12 protein-coding genes are annotated in these 16808 nt (G+C 61.6%); 4 read left to right on the plus strand and 8 right to left on the minus strand.

Annotation, left to right across the window (positions count from 1 at the left end; genetic code table 11):
* Positions 1-100: 100 nt before the first annotated feature.
* Positions 101-1411: an MFS transporter gene (locus ACYZUM_RS09610; protein ID WP_041063709.1), complete on the minus strand. Its 1311-nt coding sequence runs from the start codon at positions 1409-1411 to the stop codon at positions 101-103.
* A 172-nt stretch (positions 1412-1583) separates the two neighbouring features.
* Between ACYZUM_RS09610 and ACYZUM_RS09615 the strand changes: the two genes are divergently transcribed.
* The 4 genes from ACYZUM_RS09615 (at position 1584) to ACYZUM_RS09630 (ending at position 7237) form a co-directional block, all read left to right on the plus strand.
* Positions 1584-2705 carry a sugar diacid recognition domain-containing protein gene (locus ACYZUM_RS09615; protein ID WP_086791111.1) on the plus strand — a complete coding sequence of 374 codons (1122 nt, stop codon included), beginning with the start codon at positions 1584-1586 and terminating at the stop codon, positions 2703-2705.
* 246 nt (positions 2706-2951) lie between these two features.
* Positions 2952-4091, plus strand: coding sequence for a glycerate kinase (locus ACYZUM_RS09620; protein WP_108182649.1), 1140 nt, complete (start codon positions 2952-2954; stop codon positions 4089-4091).
* Positions 4092-4382: 291 nt separating this feature from the next.
* Positions 4383-6008 carry a methyl-accepting chemotaxis protein gene (locus tag ACYZUM_RS09625; protein ID WP_108182650.1) on the plus strand — a complete coding sequence of 542 codons (1626 nt, stop codon included), beginning with the start codon at positions 4383-4385 and terminating at the stop codon, positions 6006-6008.
* 41 nt (positions 6009-6049) lie between these two features.
* Positions 6050-7237 carry a pyridoxal phosphate-dependent aminotransferase gene (locus ACYZUM_RS09630; protein ID WP_108182651.1) on the plus strand — a complete coding sequence of 396 codons (1188 nt, stop codon included), beginning with the start codon at positions 6050-6052 and terminating at the stop codon, positions 7235-7237.
* 142 nt (positions 7238-7379) lie between these two features.
* On the opposite strand, the gene ACYZUM_RS09635 is transcribed toward ACYZUM_RS09630, so the two are convergent.
* The 7 genes from ACYZUM_RS09635 to ACYZUM_RS09665 all read right to left on the minus strand — a co-directional run bounded on the left by ACYZUM_RS09635 (position 7380) and on the right by ACYZUM_RS09665 (position 16796).
* Entirely contained in the window at positions 7380-8357 is a 978-nt protein-coding gene (locus tag ACYZUM_RS09635) for an NAD(P)-dependent oxidoreductase (protein ID WP_108182652.1), read from the minus strand.
* A 14-nt stretch (positions 8358-8371) separates the two neighbouring features.
* Positions 8372-9670 (minus strand): MFS transporter, encoded by a 1299-nt coding sequence (locus tag ACYZUM_RS09640; protein ID WP_047294284.1) that lies wholly within the window; start codon positions 9668-9670, stop codon positions 8372-8374.
* A gap of 43 nt (positions 9671-9713) precedes the next feature.
* A complete protein-coding gene (locus ACYZUM_RS09645) occupies positions 9714-10772 on the minus strand; it encodes a sugar kinase (RefSeq protein ID WP_108182653.1) in 1059 nt (352 codons plus the stop codon).
* Complete coding sequence (locus tag ACYZUM_RS09650; protein ID WP_108182654.1) at positions 10765-11547, minus strand: AP endonuclease; 783 nt, start codon at positions 11545-11547, stop codon at positions 10765-10767. Before ACYZUM_RS09650 ends, ACYZUM_RS09645 begins: the two co-directional genes overlap by 8 nt.
* Positions 11548-11725: 178 nt before the next feature.
* Positions 11726-12754: a LacI family DNA-binding transcriptional regulator gene (locus ACYZUM_RS09655; RefSeq protein ID WP_108182655.1), complete on the minus strand. Its 1029-nt coding sequence runs from the start codon at positions 12752-12754 to the stop codon at positions 11726-11728.
* A 166-nt stretch (positions 12755-12920) separates the two neighbouring features.
* A complete protein-coding gene (locus tag ACYZUM_RS09660) occupies positions 12921-13562 on the minus strand; it encodes a DUF1345 domain-containing protein (RefSeq protein ID WP_108182656.1) in 642 nt (213 codons plus the stop codon).
* 135 nt (positions 13563-13697) lie between these two features.
* Complete coding sequence (locus tag ACYZUM_RS09665; RefSeq protein ID WP_108182657.1) at positions 13698-16796, minus strand: efflux RND transporter permease subunit; 3099 nt, start codon at positions 16794-16796, stop codon at positions 13698-13700.
* Positions 16797-16808 lie beyond the last annotated feature (12 nt).

Raw genomic sequence — 16808 nt, forward strand, 5'->3', positions numbered from 1 at the left:
AGAAAAAAGATCGCAGCCTGCGGCAGCGCCTACATGGAAATACGCGTTTTCCTGTAGGCGCTGCCGCAGGCTGCGATCTTTTGATCTTAAAGCGTGATGATTAAGCCCGCAGAGTGCGCGTCATACGCAGCGCCAGCAAACTCCCGCCTACAATCACACCCGCCAGCAGATACAACGCGGCATCGGTCGACCCGGTGCTGTCCTTGACCCAACCCACCAGGTACGGGCTGAGGAAACCGGCCATCTGCCCCATCGAGTTGATCAACGCCAGTCCGCCGGCCGCTGCGCCCGCGCTCAACAGCGCGGTCGGTACTGGCCAGAACATTGGCAGACCGGTCAGCGCGCCCATGGTCGCAAGGGTCAGGCCGAGGATCGCGATGGCCGGGTTGGCGGCGAAGTTCACCGCGATCAGCAGGCCGAGGGCGCCCATCAGCATCGGCACCACCAAATGCCAGCGACGCTCTTTGCGCAAGTCCGCCGAACGCCCGACCAGCAGCATGAACACCGCCGCCAGCAGATACGGAATCGCGCTCAACCAGCCGATCACCAGGTTGTCGCTGAAACCGAGGTTTTTGATGATCGACGGCAGCCAGAAGTTGATCGCGTACACGCCGCTCTGGATGCAGAAGTAGATCAGGCCAAACGCCCAGATCGCCGGGTTCTTGAATACCGCAAGCAACGAGTCGGAGGTGGTTTTCGGTTTGTTCGCCAGGTCTTCGGCCTGATCGGCTTCAAGCACCGCGCGCTCGTGCGGGCTCAGCCACTTGGCGTTGGCAAAGCTGTCACTCAGCAGGAAATAGGCGAGGGCGCCGAGGATCACGGTCGGAATGCCTTGCAGCAGGAACATCCACTGCCAGCCCGCCAGGCCGCCCTGGCCGGCGGCGAAGTGGTTGAGGATCCAACCGGAAAACGGGCTGCCGAGCAGGCCCGAGACCGGAATTGCCGACATGAACAGCGCCATGATCCGCCCACGGCGGAACGTCGGAAACCACTGCGAGAGATACAGCACCACACCGGGGAAGAACCCCGCTTCGGCCGCACCGGTAAACAGGCGCAGGGTGTAGAACTGGGTCGGGGTGGTGACGAACAACAGGCAGGTCGATAGCGTGCCCCACGTGATCATCATCAGCGCGATCCAGCGCCGTGGACCGAACTTGGTCAGCGCGAGGTTGCTCGGTACGCCGCACAGCACGTAGCCGATGAAGAAGATCCCGGCGCCGAGGCCGTACACGGTTTCGCTGAATTTCAACGCGTCGAGCATCTGCAGCTTGGCAAAGCCGACGTTGACCCGGTCGAGGTAGTTGAACAGGTAGCAGATGAAAATGAAGGGAATCAAACGCAGGGTGATGCGTTTGTAGACGGCGTTTTTACCGTCGTCGATGGTCTGGGTAGCTGCGGCGCTCTGCGACATAGCGGCTCTCTCTTTATTATGATTTTTTGCGATGCACAGGTTAACGTTGATCGCCCTGAGAGTCTCGGCCACCTGTGGCCGGATTGTCTTTGTGCCTGAGCACAGGGTTTGCCGCCAGACCCTGTGCGGGTGAACAACCGTCCGCCGCCGTTGCTTAAGGATTTTGCCGATCATGTTCGAACTCGATCACGACCTCGCTCAGGATATCGTCGACCGGGCCATGGCCATTTTGCCCTATAACGTCAATGTCATGGACAGCCAGGGCCTGATCCTCGGCAGTGGCGAACCGGAGCGCATCAACACCCGTCACGAAGGCGCGCAACTGGTGCTGGCCAACGGCCGCGTGGTGGAAATCGATGCGCAAACGGCGATGCATCTCAAAGGTGTGCAGCCGGGGATCAACCTGCCGCTGTTACTCGATCAGCGCCTGATTGGCGTGCTCGGCATTACCGGCGAGCCGGAGCAACTGCGCACCTACGCCGAACTGGTGCGCATGACTGCCGAAATGCTCGTTGGTCAGCGCAATCAGCAGGCCGAGCAGCAATGGCGGCGCCAGCGTTGCGATGACCTGCTGGCGTTGCTGTTGAGCGATGCCGGCGACTCGCCGCGGCTGGTCGATGAGGCGCAGCAACTGGGGCTCAAGCCGCAGTTGACCCGGGTGCCGTACCTGTTCGAGCTGGGCCTGGAACAAGGGCCGGGACAAACCGTCGAGGCGCTGAGTGCGTGGTTGACCTCGCGCTACCCGGACAGTTGGTGCGTCAGTTCGGCCAAGTCATCGCTGCTGTGGTGCCGACCGGCAAGTCAAACGGTTGAGCATGATCGTTTACTGGAAAAACTCGATGGCCTGGGCTGGAACATTCTGCGCATCGCCGTGGGCGGGCAGGCGGATGGGCTGGCCGGTTTGCGTCGCTGTTATCGTCGGGTCGGCGATCTGCTGGCGTATGGGCGGGAGGTGCTGCCGCAGTCGCGACTGCTGACGCTCAATCGCTATCGTTTGCCGGTGATGCTCTGGCGCCATCGCAATGACGACGCGCTGGATGAACTGCTCAAACCGTTGCGCAAAGTGATTGCCAAGGACGGTAACGGCCAGTTGCTCGCGACCCTGCGCAGTTGGTGCGAACACGACGGCCAGAGCCAGGCCTGTGCCGATGCGCTGGGCATTCATCGCAACAGCTTGCGTTACCGAATGGAGCGGATTGCCGAGATCAGCGGAGTTGATCCGTTGCGGCTGGACGGGATGTTGGCGTTGTACCTTGGGGTGCAATTACTGCCGCAGACTGATCCGGCGGTATGAGTTGTTCTTAAGGCCGCCATCGCTGGCAAGCCAGCTCCCACAGGTTTACAAGGTGATTACAAGTTATGTAGCCACTGAAGATCCCTGTGGGAGCTGGCTTGCCAGCGATGAGGCCAGAGCATTCGGCATCAAGTCCAAGGCTTTTGTAGAAATGAACAATAAACGCCAACCGCCCTTGTGCAGCGGACAGGCGTCAATGCGCGTGCCGACTGGCAGCATGAAGCGCATTGGAACTGGAGAATTCGCATGAAGATCGTCATTGCCCCCGATTCGTTCAAGGACAGCCTGAGTGCCCAAGGCGTTGCCGAGGCCATTGAGCTGGGCCTGGCGCAAGTCTGGCCGCACGCCACGCTGGTCAAATGTCCGATGGCCGACGGCGGCGAGGGCACGGTGGAGTCGATTCTTGCTGCCTGCGAAGGCGAACTGCGCCGGACTCGGGTACGCGGGCCGCTGGGCACTCCGGTCGATGCGGCGTGGGGCTGGCTGCCGCACAACCACACCGCGATCATTGAAATGGCCGAGGCCAGTGGTTTGCAGTTGGTGCCTACGGGGCAGCGCGATGCCTGCATCACCAGCACCTTCGGCACCGGTGAACTGATTCGCGCCGCACTGGATGCCGGCGCGCAACGGGTGATTCTGGCCATTGGCGGCAGCGCCACCAACGATGGCGGCGCCGGCGCGATGCAGGCGCTGGGGGTGAAATTGCTCGATGCACAAGGTCAGGTGCTGGTACCGGGCGGCCTGGCCTTGGCGCAACTGGCGCGGCTGGACTTGAGCGAGCTTGATCCGCGTCTGGCCCAAGTGCGCTTCGACATCGCCGCCGACGTCAACAATCCACTGTGCGGGCCGCACGGTGCCTCGGCGATTTTCGGCCCGCAAAAGGGCGCGTCACCGGTACAGGTGCAACAACTGGATCAGGCCCTCGGTCACTTCGCCGACTTCTGCGCGCAAGCGTTGGGCAAAGATGTTCGCGATGAGCCGGGCAGCGGTGCGGCGGGGGGATTGGGCTTTGCGGCCAAGGCGTTTCTCGGTGCGCAATTTCAGGCTGGCGTTGAAGTGGTGGCCGAGTTGGTGGGGCTGGCCGAAGCGGTCAACGGCGCCGATCTGGTGATCACCGGAGAAGGGCGGTTCGACGCGCAAACCCTGCGCGGCAAAACGCCGTTTGGTGTGGCGCGGATCGCCAAAAAACACGATGTCCCGGTAATTGTCATCGCCGGCACGCTCGGCGAGGGTTATCAGGAGCTCTACGAGCACGGCATCGACGCCGCATTCGCAGTCACCAGCGGCCCGATGACCCTGGAGCAGGCCTGCGCCGAAGCCCCACGCTTGTTGCGAGAACGGGCGACGGACATTGCCCGCGTCTGGCGGATGGCAGCGAAATCCTGAGCAAACCCTGTAAGAGCTGCCGAAGCCTGCGATCTTTTGATTTTGTTTTTAAAGATCAAGATCCAAAGATCGCAGCCTTCGGCAGCGCCTGCAGGGGGGGCGTATGAGTGTTTCAGTGCTGAAACACCTTGAAAAATATTTTCGCTTTACACGAAATCTTCCTAAAGCCCAGCCGATACAGAGGTCAGGCGCACACAGATTCCCTCGAACAGTGCCGCCGGACTGACCCCGCTCAAGGGCCAGTGATGACGGCAAGGACGCTCGCAGTTACCTCTATCCGAGAGTCCAACCATGTCCTTGCGTAACCTGAATATCGCGCCCCGTGCTTTCCTCGGTTTTGCCTTTATCGCCTTGTTGGTGATTGTCCTTGGTGTGTTCGCCGTCAACCGCATGTCGACCATCCGCCAAGCCTCCATCGACATGGAGACCAATCAACTGCCCAGCGTCACGTACCTTGGCGTGGTAACGGAAAACGTTCTGCGCCTGCGGATTCTGTCGTTCCGGATTCTGGTCAACCGCGACCCGGCAGGCCTGCAAGAAGCGCAAACGCGCATCGGCGTGCTGGTGGACAAGGTGCGCAGTGCTCAGGCCAGTTACGCCGCGTTGCCGGCAGAGGGCGAAGAGCGTGCGTTATATCAGACGTTCGCGACCACACTCGACAACTACCTGCAAGCGCAAAACCAGATGATGGAGCTGTCGCGCCAGGACAAAGTCGACGAGATGCGCACCCTGATCAACACGCGGATCAAGGACGGCACCGACCAGATGGGCGAACAGCTCAACAAGCTGATCGCAATCAACGCTGCAGGCGCGAAAGTCGCCTCCACGCAGGCCGGTGAGCATTACGACAGCGCCATTACCGGCATCGTCATTGTGGCTGTTGTCGCGGCGCTTGCCACCGTCCTGCTGGCCCTGCTGCTGACCCGCAGCATCGTCACCCCATTGAACCGTGCCGTACAGGCGGCGCAAACCATCGCTGGCGGCAACCTGACCCAGTCGATTGAAGTGGATGGCAAAGACGAAGCCACACAATTGCTGCAAGCCTTGTCGACGATGCAGACCAATCTGCGCAAAACCATCGAACAGATCGCCGGCTCCGCCACCCAGTTGGGCGCCGCGGCCGAAGAGCTGAGCGCAGTCACCGAAGAAGCCTCCCGTGGCCTGCAACAGCAGAACAACGAGATCGAACAGGCCGCCACCGCGGTCAACGAAATGACCGCCGCGGTGGAAGAAGTCGCACGCAACGCGGTGTCGACCTCCGAAGCGTCGAACCAGTCGACCCAGGCCGCCCGCGAAGGGCGCGATCAGGTGGTGAAAACCGTCGACGCGATCCAGACCATGACCCATGACGTGCAGAGCACTGCACAAATGATCGAAGGCCTCGCCGCGCAAGGGCGTGACATCGGCAAGGTGCTGGACGTGATCCGCGCCATCGCCGAACAGACCAACCTGCTGGCCCTTAACGCGGCGATCGAAGCGGCGCGCGCCGGTGAGGCCGGGCGTGGTTTTGCGGTGGTGGCGGACGAAGTGCGTGCCTTGGCCCATCGCACCGCGCAGTCGACTCAAGAAATCGAAAAAATGGTCGCCGGTATTCAGAACGGCACCGGTGAAGCCGTGTCGTCGATGCAGCAAAGCAACCAGCGCACCCAGACCACCCTGGAAATGGCTCGTGCCGCTGGCGTGGCACTGGAGCAGATTACCCAGTCGATCCATCAGATCAACGAACGCAACCTGGTGATCGCCAGCGCCTCGGAAGAACAGGCGCAGGTCTCGCGTGAGGTCGACCGCAACCTCGTCAACATCCGTGATCTGGCCACGCAATCGGCCGCCGGGGCCAACCAGACCAGCGCCGCGACCCATGAACTGTCGCGTCTGGCGGTGGATTTGAATGCGATGGTGGCGCGGTTTGTGATTTGACCTAGGGTGAAGGCTGGAGACCGCGCCATCAGGAGACGTACATGCGCTATTCAGCCTTGACCCAACGCATCGCCGGGGAGGGCGCAGCGGCCTGGCAGATTCATGACCGCGCGCTGGCGTTGCGCGCCGAGGGAGTCGACATTCTGCTGCTGAGCGTGGGTGATCCGGATTTCGACACGCCGCTGCCGATCATCCACGGCGCCATCGACAGCCTGTTGGCTGGCGATACCCATTATTCCGAAGTACGTGGCCGACTGGCGCTGCGCAAGCTGATCGCCGCTCGCCACCAGCGACGCAGCGGTCAAGTGGTGGATGCCGAGCACGTGATCGTGCTGCCCGGCGCGCAATGCGCGGTGTATTCGGTCGCTCAATGCCTGCTGGATCCGGGTGACGAGGTGATCGTCGCCGAGCCGATGTACGTGACCTACGAGGGCGTGTTCGGCGCGTGCGGCGCGACGGTGGTGCCGGTGCCAGTGCGGCCGGAAAATGGCTTTCGCGTTGACCCCGCCGATGTCGCCGCGCGGATCACGCCGAAGACCCGCGCGATGTTGCTCAACAGTCCCAATAATCCTTCCGGCGCGAGCCTTTCCCTGCTGATCTGGCAAGAACTGGCGGCGCTCTGCGTGCGTCACGATTTGTGGTTGATCAGCGACGAGGTCTACAGCGATCTGCTTTATGAGGGCGAGCACATCAGCCCGGCGAGTCTGCCGGGCATGGCCGAACGTACGGCGACCATCAACAGTTTGTCGAAATCCCACGCCATGACCGGTTGGCGCATCGGCTGGTCGATCGGGCCGAAAGCGCTGGCCGAGCATCTGGTGAACCTGTCGTTGAGCATGCTTTTTGGCCTACCGGATTTTGTGCAGAAAGCGGCGGAGATTGCGCTGCACAGCGATCTGCCGGAGGTGACGCAGATGCGCGAGGAATATCGTTTGCGCCGCGATCTGGTCTGCGAGCATTTGCGCGGCTGCCCGGGGTTGCAACCGATTCGCCCGGATGGCGGGATGTTCGTGATGGTCGATGTGCGCCAGACCGGGTTTGGTGCGCAGGCATTTGCCGAGCGGCTGCTGGAAGGTTACGGGGTGTCGGTGCTGGCCGGTGAAGCGTTCGGGCCGAGTGCGGCGGGGCATATTCGCATCGGGCTGGTGCTGGACAGGGTGAAGTTGGCGGATGCCTGTGCGCGGATTGCGTTGTGTGCGGTGCAGTTGTTGCAGGCGCGTAGTGCCTGACAGTTTTGTGTTGCCTGTCCCGGCCTCATCGCTGGCAAGCCAGCTCCCACAGGTTCTTCAGTGTTCATTACAGTTCAGAACGACACAAAACCCTGTGGGAGCTGGCTTGCCAGCGATTTGGCCAAAACAGGCACTGAAGATCTCAGCCCTGCCAAGCCACCGGATTCACCAGATTCACCGGCTTCCCCCCAGCCAAAGCCGTCAGCAGATTGTCCACAGCACACCTGGCCATCGCCTCCCGCGTCTCATGCGTCGCCGAACCCATGTGCGGCGTTGCCACCACATTATTCAGCTGCAACAACGGCGAGTCATGATTCAGCGGTTCACGCTCGAACACATCCAGCCCCGCCGCGCGAATCCGCTGGTGGCGCAACGCGTCGATCAGCGCCGCTTCATCCACCACTTTGCCGCGCGAGATATTGATGAAGATGCTCTCGGGTCGCATCAGCGCAAATTGCTCGGCGCCGATCAAACCTTCGGTCTGCGCGGTCAGCGGCAAGGTAAGACAGATGAAATCCGCCTCTTGCAGCAGCGCTTCAAGGCTACGGTACTGCGCGTCAAAACGCGCCTCGACTGCCGGTTTGCGCGACTGGCTGTGATAAAGCACCGGCATGCCAAAACCGAAATGCCCGCGCTGCGCCAGCGCCTCGCCGATGCGACCCATGCCGATGATGCCCAGGGTCTTGCCGTGCACATCGGTGCCGAAATGCGCCGGGCCGATGTTGCGGTGCCACTGGCCGCTGCGCACCATGTTCGCCAGTTCCACCACGCGCCGGGCCGTGGCGAGGATCAGGGCGAAGCCAGTGTCGGCGGTGGTCTCGGTGAGCACATCCGGGGTGTTGCTGAGAAGGATCTTGCGTCGGCTCAGGTAGTCGATGTTGTAGTTGTCGACGCCCACCGAAACGCTGGCAATCGCCTGCAGTTGCGGCGCCAGATCGAGTAGCGCGGCGTCGAGTTTCAAGCTGGCACCGAGCAAACCGTGGGCGCTCGGCAAGGCGTCGCGCAGCTTCATCAGGCCGTCGGCGTCGAGGCTTTCGATCAGCGTCACGTCACAGTGTTGCTGCAGGCGCGTCATCAGCGCTGGCGACAGTTTTTTGTACAGCACGACTTGCTTTTTCATGGGCAAAAATCTCTTCAGGAATGCGCCGGCACGGGACGCGTGGCAACGGCTTTGGCCACGACACGATCACTGGCGCCGGGCTTGAGAAAAATCGTCAGCACCACCGACAGCAGCAACGCGCCGCTCATCAGCAGGTACGAAGCACCGGGAGAACCGGTGGAACTGTTCAGATAGCCGACCAGATACGAGCCGCCGAACGAACCCAGCGCGCCCATGCTGTTGATCAGCGCCATGGCACCGCCGGCGACGTTGGCCGGCAGGATCTCCGGAACGATGGCGAAGAACGGCCCGTAAGGTGCGTACATGCAGGCACCGGCGATCACCAGCAGTGTGTACGACCACCAGAAATGTTCCGCGCCCAAGGCGTAGGAACCGTAGAACGCAATGGAGGCGATCAGCAGCGGCGGCCAGACGAAGCGTTTGCGCTTCTGCAGTTTGTCCGAGCCCCACGACACCGCGAGCATGCCGATCACCGCCGCCAGATACGGCAACGCCGACAGCCAGCCGGCTTCGATCATGTCCATTTGCGCGCCGGCCTTGAGGATCGACGGCAGCCACAGCACGAAGCCGTAGACGCCGATGCTCCAGCAAAAAAACTGCAGCGCCAGAATGATCACCTTCGGCGAACGGAAGGCTTCGGCGTAGTTCTTCACCGCTTTGATCCCGACCTGTTCGGCGGCGAGAGCGCTTTCCAGATCGTGCTTTTCCTGATCGCTCAGCCACTTGGCCTGAGCCGGACGATCATCGGCCAGTTTCCACCAGATAAACGCCCAGAGCACCGCCGGCAAGCCTTCGATGATGAACATCCAGCGCCAGCTGAAGTGCTGCACCAGATAGCCCGAGACCACCGACATCCACAACATCGTGACCGGGTTGCCGAGGATCAGAAAAGTGTTGGCCCGCGAGCGCTCGGCACGGGTGAACCAGTGGCACAGGTAGACCAGCATCGCCGGCATCACCGCGGCTTCGACCACGCCGAGCATGAAGCGGATGACGATCAGCCAATAGGCGTTGGACACGACGCCGGTCAGCGTGGCGAGCCCGCCCCAGAAGATCAGGCTGAAGAAAATCAGTTTTTTCACGCTGTGCTTTTGCGCGTAGATCGCCCCTGGCACCTGGAAGAAAAAGTAGCCGAGGAAGAACAGCGCCCCGAGCAATGAAGACAGGCCCGGGGTGATCATCAGGTCGGCGGCCATGCCGGACGCGGCAGCGAAGCCGTAGTTGGCGCGATCGAGGTACGCCAGGCTGTAGGTGATGAACACGATCGGCATGATGTACCACCAGCGGCGGGCGGCGAGGGTTGCGGTTTTCATGGTGTTGCTCCTGAGCTTGTTGTTTTTGTCGCAGCAGGTTCAATTAATGGGTTGTCTGAGCGGGCCTCATCGCTGGCAAGCCAGCTCCCACAGGTATCTCGGGTAAGTCGACTATTGCATTCCCACCGCCGAACCCTGTGGGAGCTGGCTTGCCAGCGATGGCGGACTGGAATTCAGCGATGAGCTCGGACCGGGTCGGCAACCCCTCCATATCCCCGCGACTCTGCACCGCCCGACTGCCAACCCAGTTGGCGCGTTGCACCGCCTCGGCAAAACTCTGATGCTCAAGCAGGGCACTGATCATGCCGACGGCAAATCCGTCGCCCGCACCCACGGTGTCGACCACGTTGGCCACCGGCACTCCGGCGACAAACCCCTGATCCAGTTGCGTGCGGTAATAGGCGCCTTGCGGCCCAAGCTTGATCGCCACGGCTTCAGCGCCCTGATCGAGATAGAACGCGGCGATGTCCGCCGGGTCTTCGAAGCCGGTCAGCAAGCGACCTTCGCTCAAACCCGGCAGTACCCAGTGGGCGAGGGCGGCGAGGCGATTGATTTCGCGGATCATCTCCCGTTCGCTGGCCCACAGGCTCGGGCGCAGATTGGGGTCGAACGACACGCTGCGCCCGGCATGGCGCATGCGTGTCATCAGCTCGAACGACATTTCCCGAGCGCTGGCTGACAGTGCCGGTGGAATCCCGGTGGCGTGCAGGTGATGGGCGCTGAGCAAGGTATCGGTGATCGACTGGACGGACAGACGACTGGCCGCGGAGCCACGGCGGAAATACTCGACCTGTGGGTCGCTGCCATCGTCGTTACGGGATTTGAACTGGAAACCGGTCGGGTGCTGGTCATCGACCGCGACGTGACTGCAATCCAGACCCTCCTTGATCAAGGTATTAACCACAAACCGCCCAAGTGAATCGTTGCCGACCCGGCTCAGCCACGCCACATTGAAACCCAGGCGCGACAAGCCGATCGCCACATTGCTGTCGGCGCCGGCAATGCGTTTGTGAAAATGTTCGACCGCCGCCAGATCACCGGTCTGCTCGGCGACCAGCATCGCCATGGTTTCACCGAACGACAGAATATCGATCTCAGACATGGGCAGGCTCCAGACGCGATTGGCCAAGGCGGGCGAGGGCGGCGACATGTTCGGTGGTCAGTGCCACCAGGTCATCGCCCTGCAATGGGTATTCGGCGGCGCGCATAACGCCTTGGGCCATGTGCCGCAGCAGTTGTTCCCACAAATGCAGGTCGCTGACGGCGGGCGGCACGGCGATCAGTTTGCCGTCGGCGCGCCGGGCCACGGCTTTGCAGTGCACGTAGCCGACATGCCGTCCGAGCAGACGTGCGGCGTTGGCGGCGGACTGGTCCTGCCACTGCCAGTTGCCGATGTCGAAGGTCATCTTGATCGGCAAATCATGCTGCTCGACCGCCGCGAAAAAGCGCTGGAACGGCTCGATGCGGCCGCCCTGCAAGGTCTGGTCGTTTTCCACCAGCAGCTGCACCGGACTGTTGCCCAGCAGTTGCTGCAGCGCCTGCAGATCACAGTTGTCGGTGAAGTAGCCGAGTGAGACTTTCAGCCATTTCGAGCCAAACGCCTGGGCGTGTTGCAGGGCGTTGATCAATTCGGGATTGGGCCGCGCCTGACCGGCGAGCCACAGTTCGGTCGGCGACGAATAGATGCTTTGCAGACCCTGCGCCTGGGTGGCGGCCTGCAGTTGTGCAGGCACTTCGCGGGTCAGCAACTCTTCGCGCCATTCGATGCGATCGGCACCGGCGGCGGCCAGCACGTCGATGAAGAAATCTTGCCCGCGTTGGCGCACAAGCTCGGCGCCGTAGCTGGACAGGCTGATGGAAACGGCGGGTTTATTCATTGTTATCTGCCTCTGAAACCGGTTTCATTTTTGTTCAAAAAAATATCAGGTGGTTCTGTGATGGCCTTTCGGGCTTCGTCGCTGGCAAGCCAGCTCCCACAATGTTCTGGGGTATTGGATGGATTGCATTAACACCACAAAACCCTGTGGGAGCTGGCTTGCCAGCGAAGGCGTCAGCTCACACACCACCATTCCCTCGGGTAGAACCGCGCTCAATCAGCACGGGGGCAAAATCGAGCCTGCGTGGGATCTCGACATCCCCCCGCAAACGCTTCAACAGACACTCAAACGCCCGCGCGCCAATCTCGGCCGTTGGCTGGGCGAGGGCGGTAATCCCGCTGCCCACCAACGGGTACCAATCCAGGTCATCCAGGGCAATCAGGCCGACATCCGCGAATAGCCCGCAGCCGATTTCACGCAAGGCGAGGGTGCAGGCCAGCGCCGCCACGCCGTTGGCGCAGAACAGTGCTTTAGGCCCGGTAGCCGGTGTGTTCAAAAAGGTTTGAAGATCAGTGGCGAGTGTGTCGCCGGTTTCCAGCACGGCCCCGGTCAATTCGGTACGCTGGGCAATGTGCGCCTGAAAACTGCTGACCCGCTCGATCCGCGAACTGGTGCCGTCATAAGGTTCAGTCACCATCAACACATCGCGATAGCCGCGCTGCTCAAGGTGCGTCAGGGCCATCTCGACAGCCTGCGCGTTGTTCAGCCCGAGCATGTCGCTATTGAGGCCATCGACCTTGCGATCCACCAGCACCAGCGGCATTTCCCGGTGCAGTTCGTGGAGTTCGTCACGGTGATGACCGAGGGTGTTCACGATCAGCCCTTCGATGTTGTACGAGCGCAACAACGCCAGGTGTTGGCGTTCCTGCTCGTCATCGCGGTCGGTGTTGCACACCACCAGGCTGTAGCCATGCGCACGGCAGGCGGTTTCCACCCCGTGCATCACGGCAATCGAATAAGGGTTGCGGATATCGGCCACCAGCATGCCGATCAGGCGCGTGCGCCCGCGTTTCAGACCACGGGCCATCTGGTTCGGGCGGTAACCCAGTTCGCTGATCGCCTGCTCGATACGCAGGGCGATGGCGTCGGAGAGCAGGGCGCGGTCATCGCCGATGAAGCGCGAGACGCTGGCCTTGGACACGCCGGCGCGTTCGGCAACATCGAGCATGGTCACGCGGCTGCGCTGGGCGGCGGAAAAGTCGTTCACGGTGTGAAACCTTATTATTGGATTTATTCGTTTCGCGCGCCGCGATGGCGCTGAAACCGGTTTCAGGAAACACCAGAAGCCGACGCTCCGTCAAGTGAATGCGCGTGGTACTTCAACGTGGCGCCGACGGGCGGTGCTTAGCGTTATTGAGGTATCTGCGCAATGCTCAGCCAAACAGGCCGGCAGCAATGTTGATCGAAAAGCCCAGAATCGCGGTGTTGAACACAAACCCGATCAACGACTGCGCCAGGACGATCTTGCGAATGTCCCGGGTAGCCACGCCGACATCGGCCGTCTGCACCGCGACGCCGATGGTGAAGGAAAAATACAGGAAGTCCCAGTAATTGGGCGTGGTCAGGCCTTCGGCAAAACGCAGGGCCGGTTCCTTGCCGTCCCAGGTGTAAAACAGGCGTGCGTAGTGCACACAGAAGATCACCCCGATCACCAGCCATGAACCTACCACGGTGACGGCGGTGAAGGCGTAATGCAGAAGTTTGCGATGGGGATCCAGATCCTTGGTGCCGGCCAGTTCCAGGGTGATGGCGGCGAGACTCGCCAGGGCTGCGATACACACCACGAAGAGCACCAGCCCGGCGTTTTCGTCTTCGATGACGGCAATACGTTTGACGTCCGGCGCCTTCGCCCGGACGGTCAGCCAGAACATCAGGATCAGGTAGGTCCAGACGCCCGCATTCCAGCCGATGAGGATTTTGCTGACGATGGCGTCGGCAGGAACCAGCAGGCCGGTGGCAAGGCCAACCAGAGCGGCGGCGGACAGGCGAGGGTGGGTGCGGGCGAGAAAGCGCATGGGGATTCACAGTGATGATCGATCCCTGCACCTTAGCGCACGCTATCGTGCTTTTGTAGGCGCTGCTGGCTGCGATTCTTTTGATTCTGTTCTATCAAGATCAAAAGATCGCAGCCTGCAGCTCCTGCAGTGGGATCAAGGGTGTTTGCTGAAGCGTTGGACGAGCTTCATGACCACCACGAAAAACAACGGCACAAAAATCACCGCCAGGGTCGCCGTGATCATCCCGCCGATCACCCCGGTACCGATCGCCTGCTGACTCGCCGAACTGGCACCGGTGGCGATGGCCAAAGGCACCACGCCAAGGATGAACGCCAGCGACGTCATGACAATCGGTCGCAGACGCAGGCGCGCTGCCTGCAACGTTGCATCGATCAGGTCGTGGCCTTCGTCATACAGGCTCTTGGCGAATTCGATGATCAGGATCGCGTTCTTCGCCGACAGACCAATGATCGTGATCAGCCCGACCTTGAAGAACACGTCGTTGGGCATGCCGCGCAAGGTCACCGCCAGCACCGCACCGAGTACGCCCAGCGGTACCACCAGCAGCACCGAGGTCGGAATCGACCAGCTCTCGTACAGCGCCGCCAGACACAGGAACACGATCAGCAGCGACAGGCCGAGCAGGATCGGTGCCTGACTGCCGGACAACCGTTCCTGCAGCGACAGCCCGGTCCATTCCTGACCCAGGCCTTTCGGCCCTTGGGCGACCAGTCGTTCAATCTCTGCCATCGCTTCACCGGTACTGTGCCCCGGCGACGGTTCGCCAGAAATCGCAATCGCCGGGTAACCGTTGTAACGGGTCAGTTGCGCCGGGCCTTGGGTCCATTTCGCCTGGACGAACGCCGACAGCGGCACCATGTGCCCGGCGTTATTGCGCACGTGCATTTTCAGCAGATCATCGACCTGACTGCGCTGATCGCCTTCGGCCTGGACCACCACCCGCTGCATGCGCCCCTGATTGGGGAAGTCATTGATGTAGGAAGACCCCACGGCGGTGGACAGCACGTTGCCGATGTCGGCGAACGACACACCCAGCGCGTTGGCCTGCTTGCGGTCCACTTCCAGTTGCACCTGCGGCGCTTCGGCCAGCGCGCTTTCGCGCACGTTCATCAGGATCGGGCTTTTCTCGGCGGCGGCGAGCAATTCGGTACGCGCCTGCATCAACGTCGCGTGACCGAGACCGCCGCGATCCTGCAGACGGAATTCGAAGCCGCTGGAAGTACCGAGACCGTCAACCGGTGGCGGCAATACCGCAAACGCGATGGCGTCCTTGATCTGGCTCAGGGCGATGTTGGCGCGGTCGGCAATCGAAGTGGCCGAATCGTCGCTGCCGCGTTCCGACCAGTCTTTCAGGGTGGTGAACGCCAGTGCCGCATTCTGCCCGCTACCGGAGAAACTGAAGCCGAGAATCACCGTGCTGTCGCCCACCCCCGGTTCACTGGCGTTGTGCGCCTCGATCTGCTCGACCACCTGCACCGTACGGTTCTTGCTCGCGCCCGGCGGCAGCTGGATATCGGTGATGGTGTAACCCTGATCCTCGACCGGCAGAAACGAGGAGGGCAGCCGCGCGAAGCACAACCCCATGCCGATCAGCAGCACGCCATAGATCAACAGATAACGTCCGCTGCGCTTCAGCGCGTAACCGACCCAGCCTTGATAGCGATCGGTCAGTTGCTCGAAGCGGCGATTGAACCAACCGAAGAAGCCGCTCTTTTCATGATGCTCGCCCTTGGCAATCGGCTTGAGCAGCGTGGCGCACAAGGCAGGCGTCAGCGTCAGGGCCAGGAACGCCGAGAACAGGATCGACGTCGCCATCGACAGCGAGAACTGCCGGTAAATCACGCCCACCGAACCCTGCATGAATGCCATCGGGATGAACACCGCCACCAGCACAAGGGTAATGCCGATGATCGCCCCGGTGATCTGCTTCATCGCTTTGCGTGTGGCGTCTTTTGGCGACAAGCCTTCGGTGGCCATGATCCGCTCGACGTTTTCCACCACAACGATGGCGTCGTCCACCAGAATGCCGATCGCCAGCACCATGCCGAACATGGTCAACACGTTGATCGAGAAACCCAGCGCGAGCATGGTGGCGAAGGTGCCCATCAGCGCCACCGGCACCACCAGTGTGGGAATCAGGGTGTAGCGAATGTTCTGCAGGAACAGGAACATCACCGCAAACACCAGCAGCATCGCTTCGCCGAGGGTGTAGACGACTTTGGTGATCGAGACTTTGACGAATGGCGAGGTGTCGTAGGGAATCTTGTATTCGACGCCGGCCGGGAAGTAGCGCGACAGCTCGTCCATCTTCGCCCGGATCAACGTGGCGGTCGCCAGCGCATTGGCCCCCGGGGCCAATTGCACGCCAACAGCGGTGGACGGCTTGCCGTTCAGACGCGTGCCGAACTGGTATTCCTGACTGCCGATCTCGACCCGCGCCACATCGCCGATGCGTACGGTAGAACCATCGGGGTTGGCCTTGAGCACGATGTCGGCGAATTCTTCCGGCGTCGACAACTGACCCTTGACCAGAATGGTCGCGGTGATTTCCTGCGTAGACGGATTGGGTAAATCGCCAATACTGCCTGCCGATACCTGGGCGTTCTGCGCGACGATGGCGGCGTTGACGTCGGCCGGGGTCAGGTTGAAACCGATCAGCTTCTGCGGATCGATCCAGATCCGCATCGCGCGTTCAGCGCCGTACAGTTGGGCCTTGCCGACGCCGTCGATGCGTTTGATTTCGTTCATCACATTGCGCGCCAGGTAATCGCTGAGCGCTACGTCATCGAGTTTGCCGTCGCTGGAGGTCAGGGTGATCAGCAGCAGGAAGCCGGCGGAGACTTTCTCCACCTGCAGGCCTTGCTGATTGACCGCTTGCGGCAGGCGCGACTCGACCACTTTGAGGCGGTTCTGCACATCAACCTGGGCCAGTTCCGGGTTGGTGCCCGGCTGGAAGGTGGCCTTGATCGTCGCGCTGCCGAGGCTGCTCTGCGATTCGAAGTACAGCAGGTGATCGGCGCCGTTGAGCTCTTCTTCGATCAGGCTGACCACGCTTTCATCGACGGTTTGCGCCGAGGCACCGGGGTACACCGCATAGATTTCGATTTGTGGCGGCGCGACGTCGGGGTACTGCGCCACCGGCAATTGCGGGATGGCCAGCGCACCGGCCAACAGGATGAACAGGGCGACAACCCAGGCGAACACCGGGCGGTCGATAAAGAACTGCGGCATAGAAGAGCGTCC

The organism is Pseudomonas sp. m6p, assembly GCF_055760375.1.